Source organism: Nakamurella deserti (assembly GCF_003260015.1).
GTDB classification, from domain to species: Bacteria; Actinomycetota; Actinomycetes; order Mycobacteriales; family Nakamurellaceae; genus Nakamurella; species Nakamurella deserti.
Genome location: NZ_QCXS01000002.1, coordinates 1,476,738 through 1,494,536 on the forward strand (window position 1 = coordinate 1,476,738; position 17,799 = coordinate 1,494,536).

Below are 17,799 nucleotides of genomic sequence, written 5' to 3' on the forward strand. Positions count from 1 at the left end.
GCTCGGATGCCTTCGAGGGTCAGCACGTCAGCCCATCCCGTATCCCCTCGGAGTCTCAGGCCGATGTCATTCCGAGGCAGGCGCTTGGGTCGGTGGGCGGTTGTTGAGGACCCAGGTGCGGGTGTTGACGAATTCACGGATGCCGGCCTGGGCGAGTTCGCGGCCGTACCCGCTGCGGCGGGTCCCGCCGAAGGGCATCCGCACGTCGGAGGCGACCACGGCGTTGACGAAGCAGGCGCCGGAGGTGATGCGCTTCCCGACGGCCACCCCGGCGGCGGAGTCGGACGTCCACACGCTCGCAGCGAGCCCGAAGGGGGTGTCGTTGGCGATGCGGACGGCGTCGTCGATGTCGTCGGCGACGATGACCGCAGCGACGGGGCCGAAGGTCTCCTCGTCGTACACCGGCATCCCGGGGGTGACGCTGCCGAGAACGGTGGGAGCATAGTAGTTCCCGGCCAGCGCCGACTCCCCCACGAGCTTGTGCCCGCCGGTGAGGACGGTGGCGCCGGCGGCGACGGAAGCCTGCACCTGCCGGTCGATGCCGTCCACGAGGTCCGCCCGAGCCATCGGTCCGATGTCGGTGCCGGGCTGTTCCGGATCCCCGATGGTGAGGGCTTCGACCGCGGCGACGAACAGCCGGGTGAACTGGTCAGCGACCGGGGCTTCGACGATGAACCGCTTCGCCGAGATGCAGCTCTGGCCACCGTTGAGGAACCGGGACTTCGCCGCCAGTATGGCGGTGGCCGCGAGGTCGGCGTCGGCCAGCACCACGAAGGGGTCCGAGCCACCCAGCTCCAGCACCGACTTCTTGATGGCCCGCCCGGCGGCGACGGCCACCGCGACGCCGGCGCGCTCGCTGCCGGTGACGGTGACTGCCCCGACCCTGGGGTCGGCGATGATCCGGGTTGTCGTCGCCGGCACCTGCGGCTCCGGAACGACCAGGGCGGCGAACAGCCCGACCGGGGCACCCGCCTCGGCGAGGATGTCGGCGACGGCCAGCGCGCACCCGGTGGTGTTCGGGGAGTGCTTCAACAACGCCCCGTTTCCCGCCATCAGAGCGGGTGCAGCGAACCGGAACACCTGCCACAGCGGGAAGTTCCACGGCATCACCGCCAGCACCAGCCCGACCGGTTCGTAGCTGACCCAGCTATCGTCGGCGCCGGTGGTGACGAGTTCGTCGGCGAGGAAGTCCCCGGCGTGCTCGGCGTAGTAGTCACACGCCCACGCGCACTTCTCCACCTCCGCACGGGATTCCGCGAGCGGCTTGCCCATCTCCCGGGTGATCAGCAGCGCGAGTTCCGCGACCCGGCGACGCAGCACCCCGGCGGCGGCGCCGATCACCGCCCCCCGGTCGGCCGGCGACAGCCGGGACCACTGCTGCTGGGCGGCGGCGCTGCGGTCCAGGGCCGCGTCGATGCCGGCGTCACCGGTGGCCGGGTAGGTCGTCAGGTCTGCGCCGGTGGCCGGGTTGGTCGTGGTGATGCTGTCGACCGACAGCGCTGTCGCGGTGGACACAGAGGACTCCTCGGAGGCTGGAAGATGGGTGCTGCCCGCGAGCAGACAAGAGCGGGAGAACCGCTGCAGCGCAGCGTTCGTGGCGCAGCGGTCAGGACGCGGGGGTGGCGCCGCGGTCGCTGGCCGACAGGTGCTCGAACGTCTCGCCGGTGGCGGTGACGGTGCGGGTGATGTCGCGGCCCCCGTACACCCAGTAGATGGTCATGTCGCCGTCGCCACGGTTGATGAAGCAGTGCGAGATCCCGGCCGGCACCCAGGTGGCCTGCCCGGCGACCAGGTCGAACCGCTCGTCACCGATCACGGCAGTGGCTTCACCGGCGAACACCAGCACCGATTCCTCGACGTTGTGCGAGTGCGGCGGGATCCCGGTCCCCGGCTTGAACACCGTCATGCCGGTGGTGACCCGGTTGCTTTCGTTGGCCGGGGTGTTCCACTTCCCGACGAACGGAACGGTTCTCACCCCACTGCCCCGGTCGAACACCTCGATCTCCGACGGGCGCAGCACCAGGCAACACGGCGTCGACGGCTGCGCCCCCACCTCACCGGTGACCGGTGCCGGCGCTGCTTGCTGTGGGCTGCATCCGCTGATCATCGGGATTCGCCGAATTGCACACGATCGGACTTGCGGGCGGTGACCAGTAGGGCACCGCTGGCAGTGACTTGCGAGCCGGGCACCAGGACGCGGTCTGCGACCTGCCGCCACGCCCTGAAATGTGGTGACCGGCGGTGCCCGGCCTCGACGGCTTCGGCGTCGGTGTACAGCTCGTAGAAGGCGAACGTGTTGCTGCTGGGGTCGATCTCGGTGACGTCGAACAGGTGGCAGCCGGGTTCGTCGCGCACAGCGATTCGGGCCGCGGTGTCGATGGCGCTGAGGAATTCCTCGCGGCACTCCGGTCTCACCTGCACTGTGACATGGACAGCGAACATCATCGTTCCTTCGGTTCGTGAGGCGGTCGGTCAGACAGGAAGGGCGACGACTCCGTCGGCATCGCACCAGACGTGGTCGCCGGTGGTGAAGGTGGCGCCCCCGAAGGTGATGACGGCGTCGCGTTCACCGGCGCCTGTCTTGGCGCTCTTACGGGGGATCGAGCCGAGGGCCTTGACGCCGAGGTCCATGTCGGCGAGCAGTGCGGTGTCGCGGACGGCGCCGTTGATGACGATGCCGGCCCATCCGTTGTCGACGCCGAGCTGGCCGATGAGGTCGCCCATCAGCGCGGTGTGCAGGCTGCCGCCGCCGTCGACGACCAGGACGCCGCCGTTGCCGGCGGTGGACAGAATGGACTTGAGCAGCGCATTGTCCTGGAAGCAACGGACGGTGGTTGCGGGCCCGTGGAAGGCGGGCCTCCCGCCGTAGTTTCGGAACTGCGTCTCGCAGCACTGCAACGATTCCAGGTGCTGGTCGTAGAGGTCCGCGGTCGCGTCGACGGTCATGACTTTCCTTCGGTAGAGGTTGGAGTGGTCGATGTCGGGGTGGGTGACACAGTGACGAGTTTCCGCGCCGCCAGGCCGGCGCAGCCGAGAGCGGCGGCGGTGGCCCAGAAGACGCCGGCGGCGCCGACCCCGACGGCGACCGCCCCCACTGCGCTCGGAATGACCACCTGACCGAGCCGGTTACCGGTGAGACGCAACGACATCGCACGCCCACGCAGTCCGGGCGGTGCAGCCTCGGCCAACCAGGACATGGTCAACGGCTGGCCCACGCCGAGGCCGAGCCCGAGCAGCACGACCAGCATCACGATGAACACGGTGGGCATCGGCAGAGCGACGGTGGTCATCGATGCGGCCGCCAGCGCGATGGAGACGAGCATGAGCCGGGTGCGTCCGAGCCAGGACACCAGCTGCCCGAGGAACAACCGGGACGCCATCGACGCCGCTGCCCGCAGGACGAGGAGGACACCGACGAACCCGGCGCTCATACCGCGGTCGGCGCCGAGCGCAGGCAGGTACACCAGGCTGATGTCCACTGCTGCCAGGACGATGCAGCTGATGAGAAGGGCACGGGTCAGACCAGGCGCCTTCAGGAGAACAGCTATGCCGCCGCGGTCGGCGTCGGGCCGATCGCGACTGGGTCGAGTCGGCTTGATGGCCAGGGTGCAGAGCACCAGCAGCACACCGACAGCCACGGCGACGGTGAACACTGCGGCCGTGTCGGGGATGGTGCTGCGGCCGCCGGCCACCGCGAGGAGGGCCGGTCCCAGAGCTTGACCGAGGGAAGCGGCGAAGGTGTAGTGGCCGAAGGCGGCGTCGAACGTGCCTTCGGCGGCCGTGTTGGCCACCGCTGCTTGCTGCCCGATGACGGTGAGTAGGTGGCCGGTACCCAGGACGACGCTGCCCAGGACGAGACCGGCGACGTCTCGGCTGAAGGCCAGGAACGTGACTCCCGATGCGGCCATCAGCAGGGACCCGGCCATCATGACCGCGCGTTCACCGAAGCGGTCCGCTGCATGGCCCGACGGCAGTGCCAGCAGCAACGGAACCACGGCGAAGCTCGCGCCGAGCGCTCCGAGCCATGGCGTCGGAACGCCGAGCTCCAGTGCCCGGTAGGTGGCAGCGGGGCGCACAGTGAACGTCAGAACCTGCGTGAGCGTCGACTGCGCCAGCAGCGCGGTCACGAACAACCGGGACGGCCCTCCGGCAGTACTCGATCTCGGCTCTGTCACGGGGGCGGCGCGTCGTCGGCCGGCTTCATCAAACGCCACGCCGACTTCGCGCCGAGGCTGGTGTCGATGTGTTCCCGCATCACCTGAGCGGCGGACTCGCCGTCACCGGACACGATGAACTCGACCAGGAGCGCGTGTTCGTGCGCCTTCTGGGCCCGCTCGTCGTCGCCGCGCTCGACCTGCAAGCCATACATGCGGTAGCGGTCGGCCTTGTCCCAACAGCCGTCGAGCGTCTCGATCAGCAGGTCGTTGTGCGAAGCGCGGTAGATGGCGGTGTGGAAACGCCGGTGGTTGACGAGCATGTCGAAGGTGGGGTTGCCCGGAAGCGGTGTCAGCCCGCCCAGAGAGGCTCGCAGCAGGGCGATGTCGCTCTTCGTACGTCGTTCGGCGGCCAGCGACGCCGCCAGCGGATCGAGGGACCTCCTGACCTCGAGCAGGTCGCGCGCTTCTTCGGCACTCAAGGTGGTCACGGTGGCGTCGCGGTGCGCTCCGAGATCCACCATGCCGCGCTGCTGAAGACGCTTCAGCGCCTCCCGCAGAGGGGTCGTGCTGATGCCGATCCGCTTGGCCAGCGCCTCCTGATTGATGACCGCCCCAGGGGGCAGTTCAGCCGACAAGATCAACTCGCGTACGCGGGCGTAGGCGTAGTCGCTCTTGGTGGAGAACAGCTCAGCTGGCTGCGACATGTTCGAACTCCTTCGTCGTTGCCTATAGCCTATCCCACTCTGCGCGTCCCGACAAAGATCCCTCAGGCCCGCGGGGCGGCGCCGTAGGACCTGTCGTCGGGCAGCGGCCGAAGCGAGCGTCTGTCGTGCCTGTTGACGACACTCCCGCTTCCCGCGTGGCTACACAGACGCAGATTGCCGGTGACCTTATGGGACCGTTGAAGACTTCCGATAGCCTATAAGCAGTCCTTGACAGTCATAGCCTATAGGCTCATAGTGGCTCAGGAGCGACGCTGATGTCGCCAGAACTCAGGAGCGTGACGTGAACACCTCACCACTGCACTTCTCGGCTGGACGGGCCATCGGCCGCCGCCGCTTCATCTCCTCGATGGCCGCCGTGACGGCCCTGACGACGTTGGCCGCCTGTGGCGGCGGCGATGCGCCGGCTGCGGCGACCGCGGCCCCCAATTCCGTGTCCGAGGGGGTGTACCCCGACTACTACCCGGCCGATTACAGCTCGATCGTCGACGGCTCCAAGGCCGAGGGTGGGGAGTTGACGATCTACTCCAACACCGACCAGGAGAACTGGGCGCCGATCTTCCGCGACTTTCAGAAGAAGTACCCGTGGGTCAAGACCATCAACGCCAACAACCTCGACAGCGACGAGGTCTTCCAGCGGGCCCTGTCCGAGCAGGCCACCGGCAGCTCGCCGGCGGACGTCCTCGTGTCCAACGCCGCACAGGCCTGGGCGGAGTACGCCGAGGGCGGCACCGACCGGCTGGCCGCATACGAGTCGCCGGAGCTGTCCGAGCTTCCGGACTTCGCCACACTGCTGCCCAACGTATACACGATGTCGACCGATCCGATGACGATCGCCTACAACACCGCCCTGTTGCCCGAGGGGGTCACCGGCGTCTCGAGTCTCGCGCAGCTGGTCGCGGCCGACCCGGCGAAGTTCGCCGACAAGATCACCACCCGCGACGTCGGTGGTGCGTTCGGGTTCACCGTCTCCAACGCTTTCACGACCGCCAACCCCGACGCCTGGACGAGTCTGGAGACGATCCTGCCCCAAGCCCGCCCGGAGACGTCCTCGGGCACCCAGACGGAGAAGATCCTGTCCGGTGAGTACATGGTCGGCTTCTTCATCAGCGGCGCTCCGGCCTACCCGATCGTGGCCAACAGCGGCGGCCTGCTGCAGGTTGCTTTCCCCGACGACGGCACCGTGGTGCTGCCCCGCGGTATCGGCATCGCGCCGAAGGCACCGCACATGAACACCGCGAAACTGTTCACCGACTTCGTGCTGTCCACCGAGGGCCAGCGCAGCCTGGCCGAGGGTGGCCTGACCTCCTACCGCGAGGACGTCAAGCAGGCCGACGGCCTGCACACCTACCAGGAAGTCGTCGACAAGGTCGGCCAGGACAAGGTCATCCTCGTCAAGTATGAACTGGTCTCCGAGGCCGACGTCACGACGTTCACCGACAAGTGGGACGGGCTGCTCGGCCAGTAGCCGACCGCCCCCCGATCGGAGCCCGCACATGTCAACTCTGACTCCCCCGAAGCCGCCGGCCGTCGCGCCGCGGCCTGCCCCGAAATACCGCCGCCCGATGGGTATGGGCCGCGAGACGTGGCTGTTCTACGGCGTTCTCGCGGTGCTGGCGATCCTGGTGCTGGCTCCGGTCGTGCCGACGCTGTACCAGTCGGTGGTGGACCGCCCGCTGTACGAAGCGGGCGGCGTGTTCACCGGCAGCAACTACGGCCGGTTGTTCACCGACGCCGGGTTCGGCACCGTGGTCCTCAACACCGCTCTGTTCGCGGTGCTGACCACGGCGCTGACCCTGGTCATCGCCGTTCCGATGGCCGTCATCGTGGTGCGCACCAAGCTGCCCGGTGGTCGGGTCTTCGCCGTCGCGATGCAATGGCCGTTCTTCATCTCCTCGCTCATCCTGGGCTTCGGCTGGATCACCCTGTACGGGCCGGCCGGGTTCATCAGCACCTGGGTCCGGGACGCGCTCGGGTTCATCCCGTGGAATCTGTACTCGATCCCCGGGATGGCCGTCACCGAAGCGGTCGCTCTCGCCCCCATCGCTTACACGTTCTGCGCCAACGCTCTGCGCCAGTCCGACGCGTCGTTGGAGAGCGCCGCGCAGGTGTGCGGGGCCGGTCCGCTGCGGATCCTGTTCTCGGTGGTCATCCCGATGCTGCGGCCGCCGATGGTCTACAGCTCGATCCTGGTGTTCTCGATGTCGGTGGAGACCCTGTCGATCCCGCTGCTCTACGGGCAGCCCGTCGGTATCGACGTGTTCTCCACGTTCCTCTACAAGAACGGCCTGCAGTCCATCAATCCCGACTACGGGATCCTGGGTGCGGCGTCGGTGATCATCCTGCTGGTCACCATCAGCCTGGTCGCCGTGCAGGCCAAGCTGCTCAAAGAGGCCCGCCGGTTCGTCTCCGTCCGCGGCAAGGCGACCCGCCCCCGTCGGCTGGACCTCGGCTGGTTCAAGTGGGTGGCCGCGGTGTTCATCGCGATCTACGTCATCTTCGGGGCGTTCCTGCCCATCGGTGGTCTGATCTTCCGCTCATTCACGCTGATCTTCACCCCGCTGCAGTCCCCGTTCAAGACGCTCACCAGCGCCAACTACGAACGCATCTTCGGCTTCGACGTGTACATCCAGTCCATCTGGAACAGCCTCATCGTCGCCGGTGCCGGCGCGATCCTGGTGAGTGCGCTGGCCTTGCTCGCCGTGGTCGTGGCCCGCCGCTCGTCGTTCCGGTTCCGCCGGCTCATCGAGTACCTGGCGTTGGCGCCGCAGGCGATGCCCGGACTGATCATCGGTATCGGCTTGTTCTGGGCGTTCGCCTACGCACCGTTCGGCATCGGCGGGTTCCTGCAGGGCACCCTGTTCGCTCTGATCATCGGCTTCGGTCTGCGCGCGCTGCCCACCGCTTTCGGGTCGATCTCCCCGGCGGTCATGCAGATCGCCGCCGAGCTCGACAACGCCGCGCGGGTGTCCGGTGCGGACTGGATCAAGACGTTCAGCCGGATCCTGGGCAAGCTCCTCACCCCGGCGTTCGTGGCCGCGGTGATCCTGACCTTCGTCACGATGCTGAAGGAGTACTCGCCGGCCATCTTCCTCGGCTCGGCCAAGACCAACATCATCGGCACCACCATGCTCGAACTGTGGGTCCAGGGAAACACCGGCTCCGTCGCCGCGCTGGCCACCATCCAAATCGCCATCACCGCCGCGTTCGTCGCCGTGGCCGGGCTGCTCGTGAGAGGACGTAACAAAGATGCCTGAGGTCAAGGTCAGCAAGCTGTTCAAGCAGTTCGGCGACAACGTCGTACTCAAGGAGAACAGCTTCACCATCAAGGACGGTGAGTTCTTCACCCTCCTGGGGCCGTCCGGCTGCGGGAAGTCGACCACCCTGAACTGCATCGCCGGTCTGGAGGACCCCACCGGCGGCACCATCGAAGTCGACGGCGTCACCTTCGTCGACAAGTCGAGGAAGGTGTTTCTCAACCCCGAGGAGCGCAACCTCGGCATGGTCTTCCAGTCCTACGCGCTGTGGCCGCACATGACCATCGAGGCGAACCTGGCGATGCCGCTGAAGATCCGCAAGATCAGCAAGGCCGATCAGGCCACGATGATCCACGACGCCCTGCAGAAGGTCGGCCTGGATCACCTGAAAGACCGCTATCCCCACCAGATGTCGGGTGGTCAGCAGCAGCGCGTCGCGCTGGCCCGCGCTCTGGTCTACTCCCCCCGGGTGCTGCTGCTCGACGAGCCGTTGTCCAACCTCGACGCCAAGCTGCGCGAGCAGGCCCGCGCGTGGCTCAAGCGGCTGCAGGCCGATCTGGGCATCACCACCGTCTACGTCACCCACGACCAGGACGAGGCGCTGGCCCTGTCGGACCGCATCGCGGTGATGTCGGGCGGCAACATGCTGCAGATCGGCAGCCCCACCGAGATCTACGAAACCCCCGCCGCCGCCGAGGTCGCCGCGTTCGTCGGACGCTGCAACTTCCTCACCGGCGAGGTCCAGCACCGCGCCGGCGACCACATCCTGATCAAGCTCGACTGCAGCGGCGACGTCGTGGAGGTCCAGAGCACCAAGACCGCCGGCGTCGGCGACAAGGTGACGGTCGCGATCCGCCCCGAGCGCCTCGAGGTGCTCCCGCGGGGGGCGGCCGCCGACGGCAATGTGCTCATCACCGAGGTCCTCACCAGCGCCTACGTCGGCGCCCGTTACGAATATGACCTCAAGCTCGGAAACCACGCCGTGCAGGCCCTTTCGGCTCGCGGCGGTCTCAACGGCGCGGTGCATCTGACCTTCCAACCCGCCGACGCCCTGCTGTTCACCGAGACGGTGGTGCTGTCCGCCGAAGCCGAAGAGCTGATGACCGTCGGGGTCTGACCCGGCGTCCAGGTTCTTCACGGGCGGCCCGCCGCCCGCTGCCGGTCTGCCCCCGGCCCCGCACCCGACTTCACCTCCTCGAAAGGCCCCTCTATGAGCACCAGTCAGCGAACCGATCAGTACAACCTCGGCGTCCTCTACGGCGACGGCATCGGACCGGAGATCGTGCCGTCCTCGGTGGCGATCGTGGACGCAGCGTTCGACGCCGCTGGCCTGCAGCCGGTGAAGTGGGTCGAGCTGCCGCTCGGCGCCGCCGCCATCGAATCACACAGCGCCCACACACCCACCGAAACCCTCGACGCCCTCGCTGATCTCGACGGCTGGCTGCTCGGACCGCACGACAGCGCCTCCTACCCGGAGCCCTACAAGTCGCAGCTCAACCCGTCGGGCACCATCCGCAAACACTTCGGGCTCTACGCCAACATCCGGCCCGCGAAGGCCCTCGAGGGCGGCAACTCGGTCGTCCCCGGTACCGATCTGGTCATCGTCCGGGAGAACACCGAGGGCTTCTACGCCGACCGCAACACCTTCGCCGGCACCGGCGAGTTCATGCCCACCCCGGATGTGGCGATCGCCATGGGCATCATCACCCGCCAGGCCACCGAGAAGATCGCCACCTCGGCGTTCGAGCTGGCGATGCGCCGGGACAAGCACGTCACCATCGTGCACAAGGCCAACGTCCTCAAGCTCACCACGGGGCTGTTCCGCGACGTCTGCCGGGAGGTCGCCGCGAACTACCCCGAGGTCCGCGTGGACGACTTCCACATCGACGCGATGACCGTGCACCTGGTACGCAAGGCCGACAAGTTCGACGTGCTGGTCACCGAGAACATGTTCGGCGACATCCTCTCCGACCTGGCCGGTGAGATCGCCGGCTCGCTGGGGATCGCCCCGTCGCTGAACTCCTCCGAAACCCACGCCATGGCCCAGGCCGCCCATGGATCCGCCCCCGACATCGCCGGCCGCAACATCGCCAACCCGATCGCGATGATCCTGTCCAGCGCCATGCTGCTGGACTGGCTGGGCGCCAAGTACGACGACAACCGAGTCCGCGACGCGGCCGCCCGCGTCGAAAAGGGCGTGTTCGACGCGGTCCGCTCCGGCGCCAGCACCGGCGACCTCGGAGGATCCGCCTCCACCACCGAGTTCACCGACGCCGTGGTGACCGCGATCAAGGCCGGCTGACCGGGCCACCCCACGTCCGCGGGTCGGCCTCACCCCCGACCCGCGGGCCCTCACCACCTGAGAGAAGGCACGACCGTGAGCACTGGCGCACACACCACCGGCACCGCCCCCACCCCTGATCGGCAGTTCACGGTCGCGCTCATCCACGCCACCCCCGCGGCGATGGCACCCGGGCAGGCCGCGTTCGCCGACCGGTTCCCGGAAGCCACGGTGTGGAACCTCCTCGACGACCTGCTGATCACCCAGGCCAACGACGCCGGAGGGGTCACTGAACCCCTCGCCGGCCGGATGCGCACCCTGATCAACCACGCGATCGCCGGCGGCGCCGACGGGGTGCTGCTGTCCTGCTCGATGTACGGGCCAGTCACCGGCACTGTCACACCCGTACCGGCCATCCCGGTCCTCGGCTCCGACGAAGCACTTTTCGCCGCCGTCACCGACCTCCGCCCCGCCCATGTCACGGTTCTCGGACCGATGCAGACACCCGTGAACGACACCGTCGAGCGACTTCGCTCCTACTTGCGCAGCCGCGGGCTGACCCCGGAGATCAGCGGCGCGGTGGTGGCCGGGGCGGTGCAAGCCACCACCGCCGGTGACCGGGAGGGGCTGGAGGCCGCCGTGGTCGCCGCCGCACGCGCTGCCGAAGACGGCACCGATGTCATTGTGCTCGGTCAGTTCTCACTCGCCCCCGCTGCGGCCGCAACCGCGGCCGCCGTCCGGATTCCTGTGTTGAGCCCGCCCCAGCTCGCAGCCGACGTGCTGAGATCGCAGCTGCTGAAGTCCGGAGTGACCCAGTGAACGGCCCGCTGATCGGATGCATCGCCGACGATTACACGGGCGGCACCGACGTTGCCGCCGCGTTGCGCCGCGTCGGGCTCACGACGGTGTTGTTGTTCGGACCGCCCGACGACGACCAACCCCTCCTCGACTGCAATGCGGTGGTGGTGGCATTGAAGACCCGCACCGTCGCCGCCGCCGACGCGGTCGAGCAGACGCTGGAGGTATACCGGTGGCTGCAGCGCCACGGTGCCCAGCGCACATACTTCAAGTACTGCTCGACGTTCGACTCCACCGACGACGGCAACATCGGCCCAGTGACCGACGCGCTGCTGGACGCCGCCGACGCCGCGGTGACCCTGATCTGCCCGGCGTCACCCGAACACGGCCGCACCACCTACCTGGGTCACCACTTCGTCGGCGCCGCGCTGCTGTCGGAATCCTCGATGCGCCACCACCCCCTGACCCCGATGACCGACCCGAACCTGGTGCGGGTGCTCTCCCGTCAGACCCCCCACCGGGTGGGGCTGCTATCCGCGGCCACCACGCGGCAGGGCCCAGCCACCGCCGAGGCCGCCGTCGCCGCTCTCGTCGCCGACGGCGTGCGACACATCGTCGTCGACATCATCGACGACGAGGATCTTCTGGTCGCCGCTCAAGCCGGTCGGGACATGTCCGTACTCACCGGCGGCGCCGGTCTGGCCCGGGCTCTCGGCACGGTCCTGCGTGAGGTCGCGGTCGCCGGAGCCACCAGCGACGATACGCACGCCACGCTGCCGGGCGGGCCCGGGCTGATCCTGGCCGGCAGCTGCTCGGTCACCACCCTCGGGCAGGTCGCCGCGGCCAAGGCCGTGTTTCCCGCCTACCGGCTGGATCCGGCCGCCACCCCCGACCCGCAGCAGCTGCTGGAATCAGCTACCCGGTGGCTTCACGACAACCTCGGCAAAGGACCGGTCCTCATCTACTCCTCCGCCGACGCCGAGCAGCGCGTCGCCGCGGTCGCCGCGATGGGACCCGAGACCGCAGAGATTCTCGAGCGCACCCTCGGGCGGCTCGCCGCCACCGCCGTAGACCTTGGGATCCGCCGCGTCGTCGTCGCCGGCGGCGAGACCTCCGGGGCGGTCACCAACGCCCTGAACGTGCGCACCGTTCTCGTCGCCGGGGAAGCCGACACCGGAGTGCCGTGGTGCATCACCACCGACCCCGGCAGACCGCTGGTCCTGCTGTTGAAGTCCGGCAATTTCGGCCGCCCCGACCTTCTCGTGCGGGCCATGGAAGGAACCACCTCGTGAGCATCCCCAACACCGCCCAGGGCATCGCGACCCTCGGCAAGTCCTTCTTCGATCGTGGTCTGACCTTCGGTCGCACCGGCAACATCAGCGTCCGCGACGGCGACCGAGTCGTACTCACCCCCACCGGCGGCAGTCTCGGCTCGCTGTCCGCCGCCGACATGTCGGTCATCGACCTCGCCGGACACCACGTCGACGGGGCCAAGCCGTCGAAGGAGGCGTTCCTGCACGCCGCGGTGTACCGCTCCCGACCGGACACCAACGCCGTGGTGCACCTGCACTCCACCTACTCGGTCGCGGTGTCCGTGCTGGCCGACCTGGACCCGCATGACCTGCTGCCCCCGCTCACCGCCTACTACGTGATGCGTGTCGGCACGCTGCCGCTGATCCCCTACCACGCACCCGGCGACGACTCGTTGGAGCCATTGGCGGAGCAGGTGGCCGCCGGGCACCACGCGTTCCTGCTGGCCAACCACGGCCCGGTCGTTGCCGGGGCGGACCTCGCATCGGCCGCCGACGCGGTCGAGGAACTGGAGGAGACCGCCAAGCTGTACCTGCTGCTGCACGGGCACCGCACCCGCCCCCTCACCCAAGCGCAGTTCACCGCCCTGCAGGCGCGTAACCGGTGACCACCACCGTGGACACACGACAGCTGACCGCCTTCGGCTCGCGGGTGCTGCAGGCACTCGACGTGCCCCGCGCCGACGCCGACCTGGTCAGCGACAGCCTCGTCACCGCCGACATCTGGGGACATCCCTCCCACGGAATGCTGCGACTGGACTGGTACGTCAACCGCCTCCGAACCGGGGTGATGACACCAGTCACAGACCCCCACCTCGTCGTGGACAGTGGCGCGATCGCAGTCATGGACGGCCGGGCCGGCATCGGTCAGGTCATCGCCGACCGCGCCTGCACCGACGCCGTGACACGCGCCGCCGCCCACGGCGTCGGCGTCGTCGCGGTCCGCAACAGCAACCACTTCGGCACCGCCGCGTACTGGACCCGCCGGATCGCCGACGCCGGCTGCATCGGCATTCTCACCACCAACGGCAGCCCCGCCATGGCGCCGTGGGGCGGGAAGACCAAGACCGTCGGAGCGAACCCGTGGTCGATCGCCGCTCCCGGCGGCAGCCACGGACCGGTGGTGCTCGACATCGCCAACACCGGCGTCGCCCGCGGCAAGATCTACGCCGCTGAGCAGCGCGGCGAAGCCATACCATCGGGCTGGGCCATCGACGCCGCCGGCGCCCCCACCACCGACCCGCGGGCCGCGATCCACGGCATCCTGTTGCCGATGGCCGGGCACAAGGGGTACGGCATCTCGTTCATGATGGACGTCCTGTCCGGGGTCCTCACCGGGAGCTCCTACGCCACCGACGTCGTCGGGCCCTACGTCCCCGACAAGCCCAGCGGCTGTGGGCATCTGGTCATCGCGCTGCGCATCGACGGGCTCATCGACCGCGCCGAGTTCGACCGGCGCATCGACGACCTCATCGCCACCACCAAAGCCGTTCCGCTGGCCGCCGGGGTCGAGGAGATCTTCTACCCGGGGGAGATCGAGAACCGTGCCGACCAGCGCAACCGGAGCTCCGGGGTGCAGCTGCCCGACAAGACGATCGACGACCTCCGGGCTCTCGGAGACACCTACGGAATCGCATTTCCCCACGACGCCACCGCCGACGCGGTCACGGCGCAGGTCTGCTGATGTTCACCGTCTTGGTCACGATGCAGATCCACCCCGAACGGCTGGCCGACTTCCGCGCCGGCATCGCCGCCAACGCCCACGCCACCCGCACCACCGAACCCGGATGCCTGCGCTTCGACGTGCACCAGCTCGTCGACGACCCGCACCGGTTCGTGCTGTACGAGATCTACACCGATCCCGACGCGTTCTACGTGGCTCACCGCAATGCCCCCCACTACCCCGCGTGGCGGCTCATCCTGGACACCTGCGTGGTCCCCGGCAGCCACCACAACACCTTCGCCGCGCCGACGTTCCCCGACGACATCCTGGAAAGCCGCCTGCCGTGACCACCTTCACCCATCAGGGAACCGTCCGGGAACACAACACCTTCGGCACCGCAACCACTCTCACCGTCGGGCCGGACTCCTACACCGTCCACCGGATCGCCGACCTCGCGCCGGTGGACCTGCCGATCAGCCTGAAGATCGTGCTGGAGAACCTGCTCCGCCACCAGGACGAGGACCGGGTGACCGCTACCCAGATCGAGCACCTGCTCGAGTGGGGTACGGCCGGGTCGTTCAGCAACGCCGTGGACCTCAGCCCGTCACGGGTGTTCCTACACGACACCAACGGGGTGCCTGCGGTGGTGGACCTCGCCGCGATGCGCCACGCTGCCGTCGAGCTCGGCGGCGACCCGACGGTGGTGAACCCGTCCATCCCCGCCGAGCTCGTGATCGACCACTCCGTCATCGCCGACGTCTTCGGCCGGCCGGACGCGTTCGCCCGCAATGTGGAGATCGAGTACGAGCGCAACTCCGAGCGGTACCGCTTCCTGCGGTGGGGGCAGCAGGCCCTGCACCGCTTCGCGGTCGTCCCGCCGGGCACCGGGATCATGCACCAGGTCAACACCGAGTACCTGTCCCGGGTGGTGATGACCGAGGACGGCTGGGCGTTCCCCGACGTGTGCCTGGGTACCGATTCGCACACCACCATGGTCAACGGACTCGGCGTCCTCGCCTGGGGCATCGGCGGTATCGAAGCCGAAGCGGTGATGCTCGGCCAGTCCCTGTCGATGCTGCTCCCGCCGGTGGTCGGGTTCCGCCTGCACGGCCGGCTCCCCGAAGGAGCCACCGCCACCGACCTGGTCCTCACTGTCACCGAGAAGCTCCGCGCGCACGGGGTTGTCGGGAAGTTCGTCGAGTTCTACGGTCCGGGCGTCGACGAGACCACCCTCGCCGACCGCGTGACCATCTCCAACATGAGCCCAGAATTCGGCTCCACGTGTGCCTATTTCCCGATCGACGACGAGACGCTGCGTTACCTGCGGTTCACCGGCCGCCCCGAATGGCGGGTCAACCTCGTCGAGGCCTACGCCAAGGAACAGGGCCTGTGGCACGACCCCCACCAGGCCACCCGCTACACCGAACACGTCGACCTCGACCTGACCACGGTCGTGCCGTCCCTGGCCGGCCCCCGCCGACCCCAGGACAGGGTGCCGCTCACCGCCGCCCAAGCCGGGTTCCGGCACGTCCTCGGTGACGTACTGCCCGACGCGCCCGCGGAACCGACAACATCTGGGCAGCAACCACCATCATGGGTCGACGAGGCGTCGGAGGAATCCTTCCCGGCCAGCGACGCCCCCGCCATCGACCGCGCCGATGGAGCCGCCGGCGCGCCGGCCGCCGTCGACACCACCCCCGCGCGGCACCCGCGCAGCCGCCCCACCGACATCGTCCTCGACGGCATCGCCCACCGCATCGACCACGGCAGCGTCGCGATCGCGTCCATCACGTCGTGCACCAACACCTCCAACCCGACAGTGATGGTCGCCGCCGCGCTGCTGGCCCGCAACGCCGTCAACGCCGGCCTGACCAGCAAGCCGTGGGTCAAGACCAGCCTGTCACCAGGCTCCCGAGTCGTCACCGACTACTTCGACAAAGCCGGTCTGACCCCGTATCTGGAGAAGCTGGGTTTCCATCTCGCCGGATACGGGTGCATGACCTGCATCGGCGCCTCGGGCCCGCTCATCGACGAAGTCTCGGCGGCTGTGAACGAGCACGACCTGGCCGTGGTGTCGGTCCTGTCGGGCAACCGCAACTTCGAGGGCCGCATCAACCCCGAGGTCCGGATGAACTACCTCGCCTCTCCGCCGCTGGTCATCGCCTACGCCCTCGCCGGCACCATGGACATCGACCTCACCACCGACCCCCTCGGCCACGGTCCCGACGGTGAGCCGGTGTACCTGCGCGACCTCTGGCCCGGCGGCCGCGAGGTCCAGGACGTCATCGACGCCACCCTGGACGCTGACATGTTCACCGCCGCCTACGCCGACGTGTTCACCGGCGACGACCGCTGGCGCGCCCTGGCCGCACCCACCGGCGCCACCTTCGCCTGGGACCTTGACTCCACCTACGTCCGACGCCCCCCGTACCTCGACGGTCTCACCCCACAGCCCGCACCGGTCACCGACATCACCGGCGCGCGCGTGCTGGTGAAGCTGGGCGATTCGGTCACCACCGACCACGTCTCCCCCGCCGGCGCCATCCCGCCCGCTACCACCGCGGGCCGCTACCTCACCGCGCTGGGCGTTCCCCGGTTCCAGCTCAACACCTACGCCTCCCGCCGCGGCAACCACGAGGTCATGATGCGCGGCTGCTTCGCCAACGTACGGCTGCGCAACCAACTCGTCCCCGGCGTCGAGGGCGGCTTCACCCGCAACTTCCTCGACGACACCACCGGCAGCATCTACGACACCGCCCTGGCCTACCGCGACGCCGACGTACCCCTGCTCGTCGTCGCCGGCAAGGACTACGGCACCGGCTCGTCGCGGGACTGGGCCGCCAAAGGCCCAGCGCTGCTGGGCGTCCGGGCCGTCCTGGCCGAATCGTTCGAACGCATCCACCGTTCCAACCTCATCGGCATGGGCGTCCTACCGCTTCAGTTCCTGCCCGGCCAATCCGCCGACACTCTCGGCATCACCGGCAACGAGACGTTCGAAATTACGGGCCTCACCGCCTTGGATGAGCAACGCACACCTGAGACCGTTACCGTCCACACCGACACCATCAGCTTCCTGGTCCGGGTCCGGCTCGACACCACCCGCGAGCGTGACTACTACCGGCACGGAGGGATCATGAGGTACGTGCTGCGCCGCACCTTGAGCTAACTCAGGTTGACAGTTCCGGTCGTTATCGGCATTTCGGCGGCAGCGTCAGCACCAGCCGCGTGCACCTACTGGTGACCGGTCGCGTCGCACAGGAGGGGACCCCAGTGAGGTCGTAGGGCTGTGGATCCTCCGCAACCCGAGCACACCGTCGGTGACCGTCAACACCCTGCGGCTTGGCTCACGCTCGAGAATCGGAGCAGGTGACTTGAACAGGCGACCGACTGCCGGCGGCCACCAGCGTCCGACACGAATTGACAGCACCCCGGCGGGGACGACGATGAACCGATGTGCAGGGTTGGCCCAGTTGGGCCGCTTACCGCGCTCACGGATCGTCCTTGACTCGTCCACGGCTCCAAGACGTCGCGACACCTCTCCTGTCGCGCTTTCGGCACAGCGGTAGGGTTCTCGTGTCGCGACCTCGGCAGACTGGCTGCGCGGGCTGACA

General features: G+C 68.5%; 16 protein-coding genes. 10 read left to right on the top strand and 6 right to left on the bottom strand.

The features are described from left to right. Positions 1 to 66 precede the first annotated feature (66 nt). The 6 genes from DB033_RS06725 to DB033_RS06750 form a co-directional block, all read right to left on the bottom strand. A complete protein-coding gene (locus DB033_RS06725; RefSeq protein WP_205843686.1) occupies positions 67 to 1,515 on the bottom strand; it encodes an NAD-dependent succinate-semialdehyde dehydrogenase in 1,449 nt (482 codons plus the stop codon). 91 nt (positions 1,516 to 1,606) lie between these two features. Continuing rightward, the gene (locus tag DB033_RS06730) at positions 1,607 to 2,107 is read right to left on the bottom strand and encodes a cupin domain-containing protein (RefSeq protein WP_111766003.1); all 501 of its coding nucleotides are present in this window, start codon (positions 2,105 to 2,107) and stop codon (positions 1,607 to 1,609) included. Beyond that, a complete protein-coding gene (locus DB033_RS06735; protein WP_205843687.1) occupies positions 2,104 to 2,445 on the bottom strand; it encodes a putative quinol monooxygenase in 342 nt (113 codons plus the stop codon). Before DB033_RS06735 ends, DB033_RS06730 begins: the two co-directional genes overlap by 4 nt. A gap of 27 nt (positions 2,446 to 2,472) precedes the next feature. Further along, complete coding sequence (gene rraA, locus DB033_RS06740; RefSeq protein ID WP_111766004.1) at positions 2,473 to 2,946, bottom strand: ribonuclease E activity regulator RraA; 474 nt, start codon at positions 2,944 to 2,946, stop codon at positions 2,473 to 2,475. Further along, positions 2,943 to 4,127, bottom strand: coding sequence for an MFS transporter (locus tag DB033_RS06745; RefSeq protein ID WP_205843688.1), 1,185 nt, complete (start codon positions 4,125 to 4,127; stop codon positions 2,943 to 2,945). The genes rraA and DB033_RS06745 overlap by 4 nt, the downstream gene beginning before the upstream one ends. A 44-nt stretch (positions 4,128 to 4,171) precedes the next feature. Beyond that, the gene (locus DB033_RS06750; protein WP_111766006.1) at positions 4,172 to 4,861 is read right to left on the bottom strand and encodes a GntR family transcriptional regulator; all 690 of its coding nucleotides are present in this window, start codon (positions 4,859 to 4,861) and stop codon (positions 4,172 to 4,174) included. Positions 4,862 to 5,162: 301 nt separating this feature from the next. Between DB033_RS06750 and DB033_RS06755 the strand changes: the two genes are divergently transcribed. From DB033_RS06755 to acnA, 10 genes are all read left to right on the top strand, one after another. Beyond that, entirely contained in the window at positions 5,163 to 6,347 is a 1,185-nt protein-coding gene (locus DB033_RS06755; protein WP_205843689.1) for an ABC transporter substrate-binding protein, read from the top strand. A gap of 28 nt (positions 6,348 to 6,375) precedes the next feature. Then, the gene (locus tag DB033_RS06760) at positions 6,376 to 8,136 is read left to right on the top strand and encodes an ABC transporter permease (protein ID WP_111766007.1); all 1,761 of its coding nucleotides are present in this window, start codon (positions 6,376 to 6,378) and stop codon (positions 8,134 to 8,136) included. Continuing rightward, positions 8,129 to 9,253: an ABC transporter ATP-binding protein gene (locus DB033_RS06765; RefSeq protein WP_111766008.1), complete on the top strand. Its 1,125-nt coding sequence runs from the start codon at positions 8,129 to 8,131 to the stop codon at positions 9,251 to 9,253. Before DB033_RS06760 ends, DB033_RS06765 begins: the two co-directional genes overlap by 8 nt. Before the next feature lie 93 nt (positions 9,254 to 9,346). Then, on the top strand, positions 9,347 to 10,438 hold the full coding sequence (locus tag DB033_RS06770) for an isocitrate/isopropylmalate dehydrogenase family protein (protein ID WP_111766009.1): 1,092 nt from the start codon (positions 9,347 to 9,349) through the stop codon (positions 10,436 to 10,438). 75 nt (positions 10,439 to 10,513) lie between these two features. Next, complete coding sequence (locus DB033_RS06775; protein ID WP_111766010.1) at positions 10,514 to 11,236, top strand: aspartate/glutamate racemase family protein; 723 nt, start codon at positions 10,514 to 10,516, stop codon at positions 11,234 to 11,236. Continuing rightward, positions 11,233 to 12,507, top strand: coding sequence for a 3-oxo-tetronate kinase (gene otnK, locus DB033_RS06780; protein WP_205843691.1), 1,275 nt, complete (start codon positions 11,233 to 11,235; stop codon positions 12,505 to 12,507). The genes DB033_RS06775 and otnK overlap by 4 nt, the downstream gene beginning before the upstream one ends. Next, on the top strand, positions 12,504 to 13,133 hold the full coding sequence (otnC, locus tag DB033_RS06785; RefSeq protein WP_111766011.1) for a 3-oxo-tetronate 4-phosphate decarboxylase: 630 nt from the start codon (positions 12,504 to 12,506) through the stop codon (positions 13,131 to 13,133). Before otnK ends, otnC begins: the two co-directional genes overlap by 4 nt. Further along, on the top strand, positions 13,130 to 14,209 hold the full coding sequence (locus DB033_RS06790) for an Ldh family oxidoreductase (RefSeq protein WP_111766012.1): 1,080 nt from the start codon (positions 13,130 to 13,132) through the stop codon (positions 14,207 to 14,209). Before otnC ends, DB033_RS06790 begins: the two co-directional genes overlap by 4 nt. Beyond that, positions 14,209 to 14,535, top strand: coding sequence for a putative quinol monooxygenase (locus tag DB033_RS06795; protein ID WP_111766013.1), 327 nt, complete (start codon positions 14,209 to 14,211; stop codon positions 14,533 to 14,535). The genes DB033_RS06790 and DB033_RS06795 overlap by 1 nt, the downstream gene beginning before the upstream one ends. Continuing rightward, positions 14,532 to 17,354: an aconitate hydratase gene (acnA, locus tag DB033_RS06800; RefSeq protein ID WP_111766014.1), complete on the top strand. Its 2,823-nt coding sequence runs from the start codon at positions 14,532 to 14,534 to the stop codon at positions 17,352 to 17,354. Before DB033_RS06795 ends, acnA begins: the two co-directional genes overlap by 4 nt. Positions 17,355 to 17,799 lie beyond the last annotated feature (445 nt).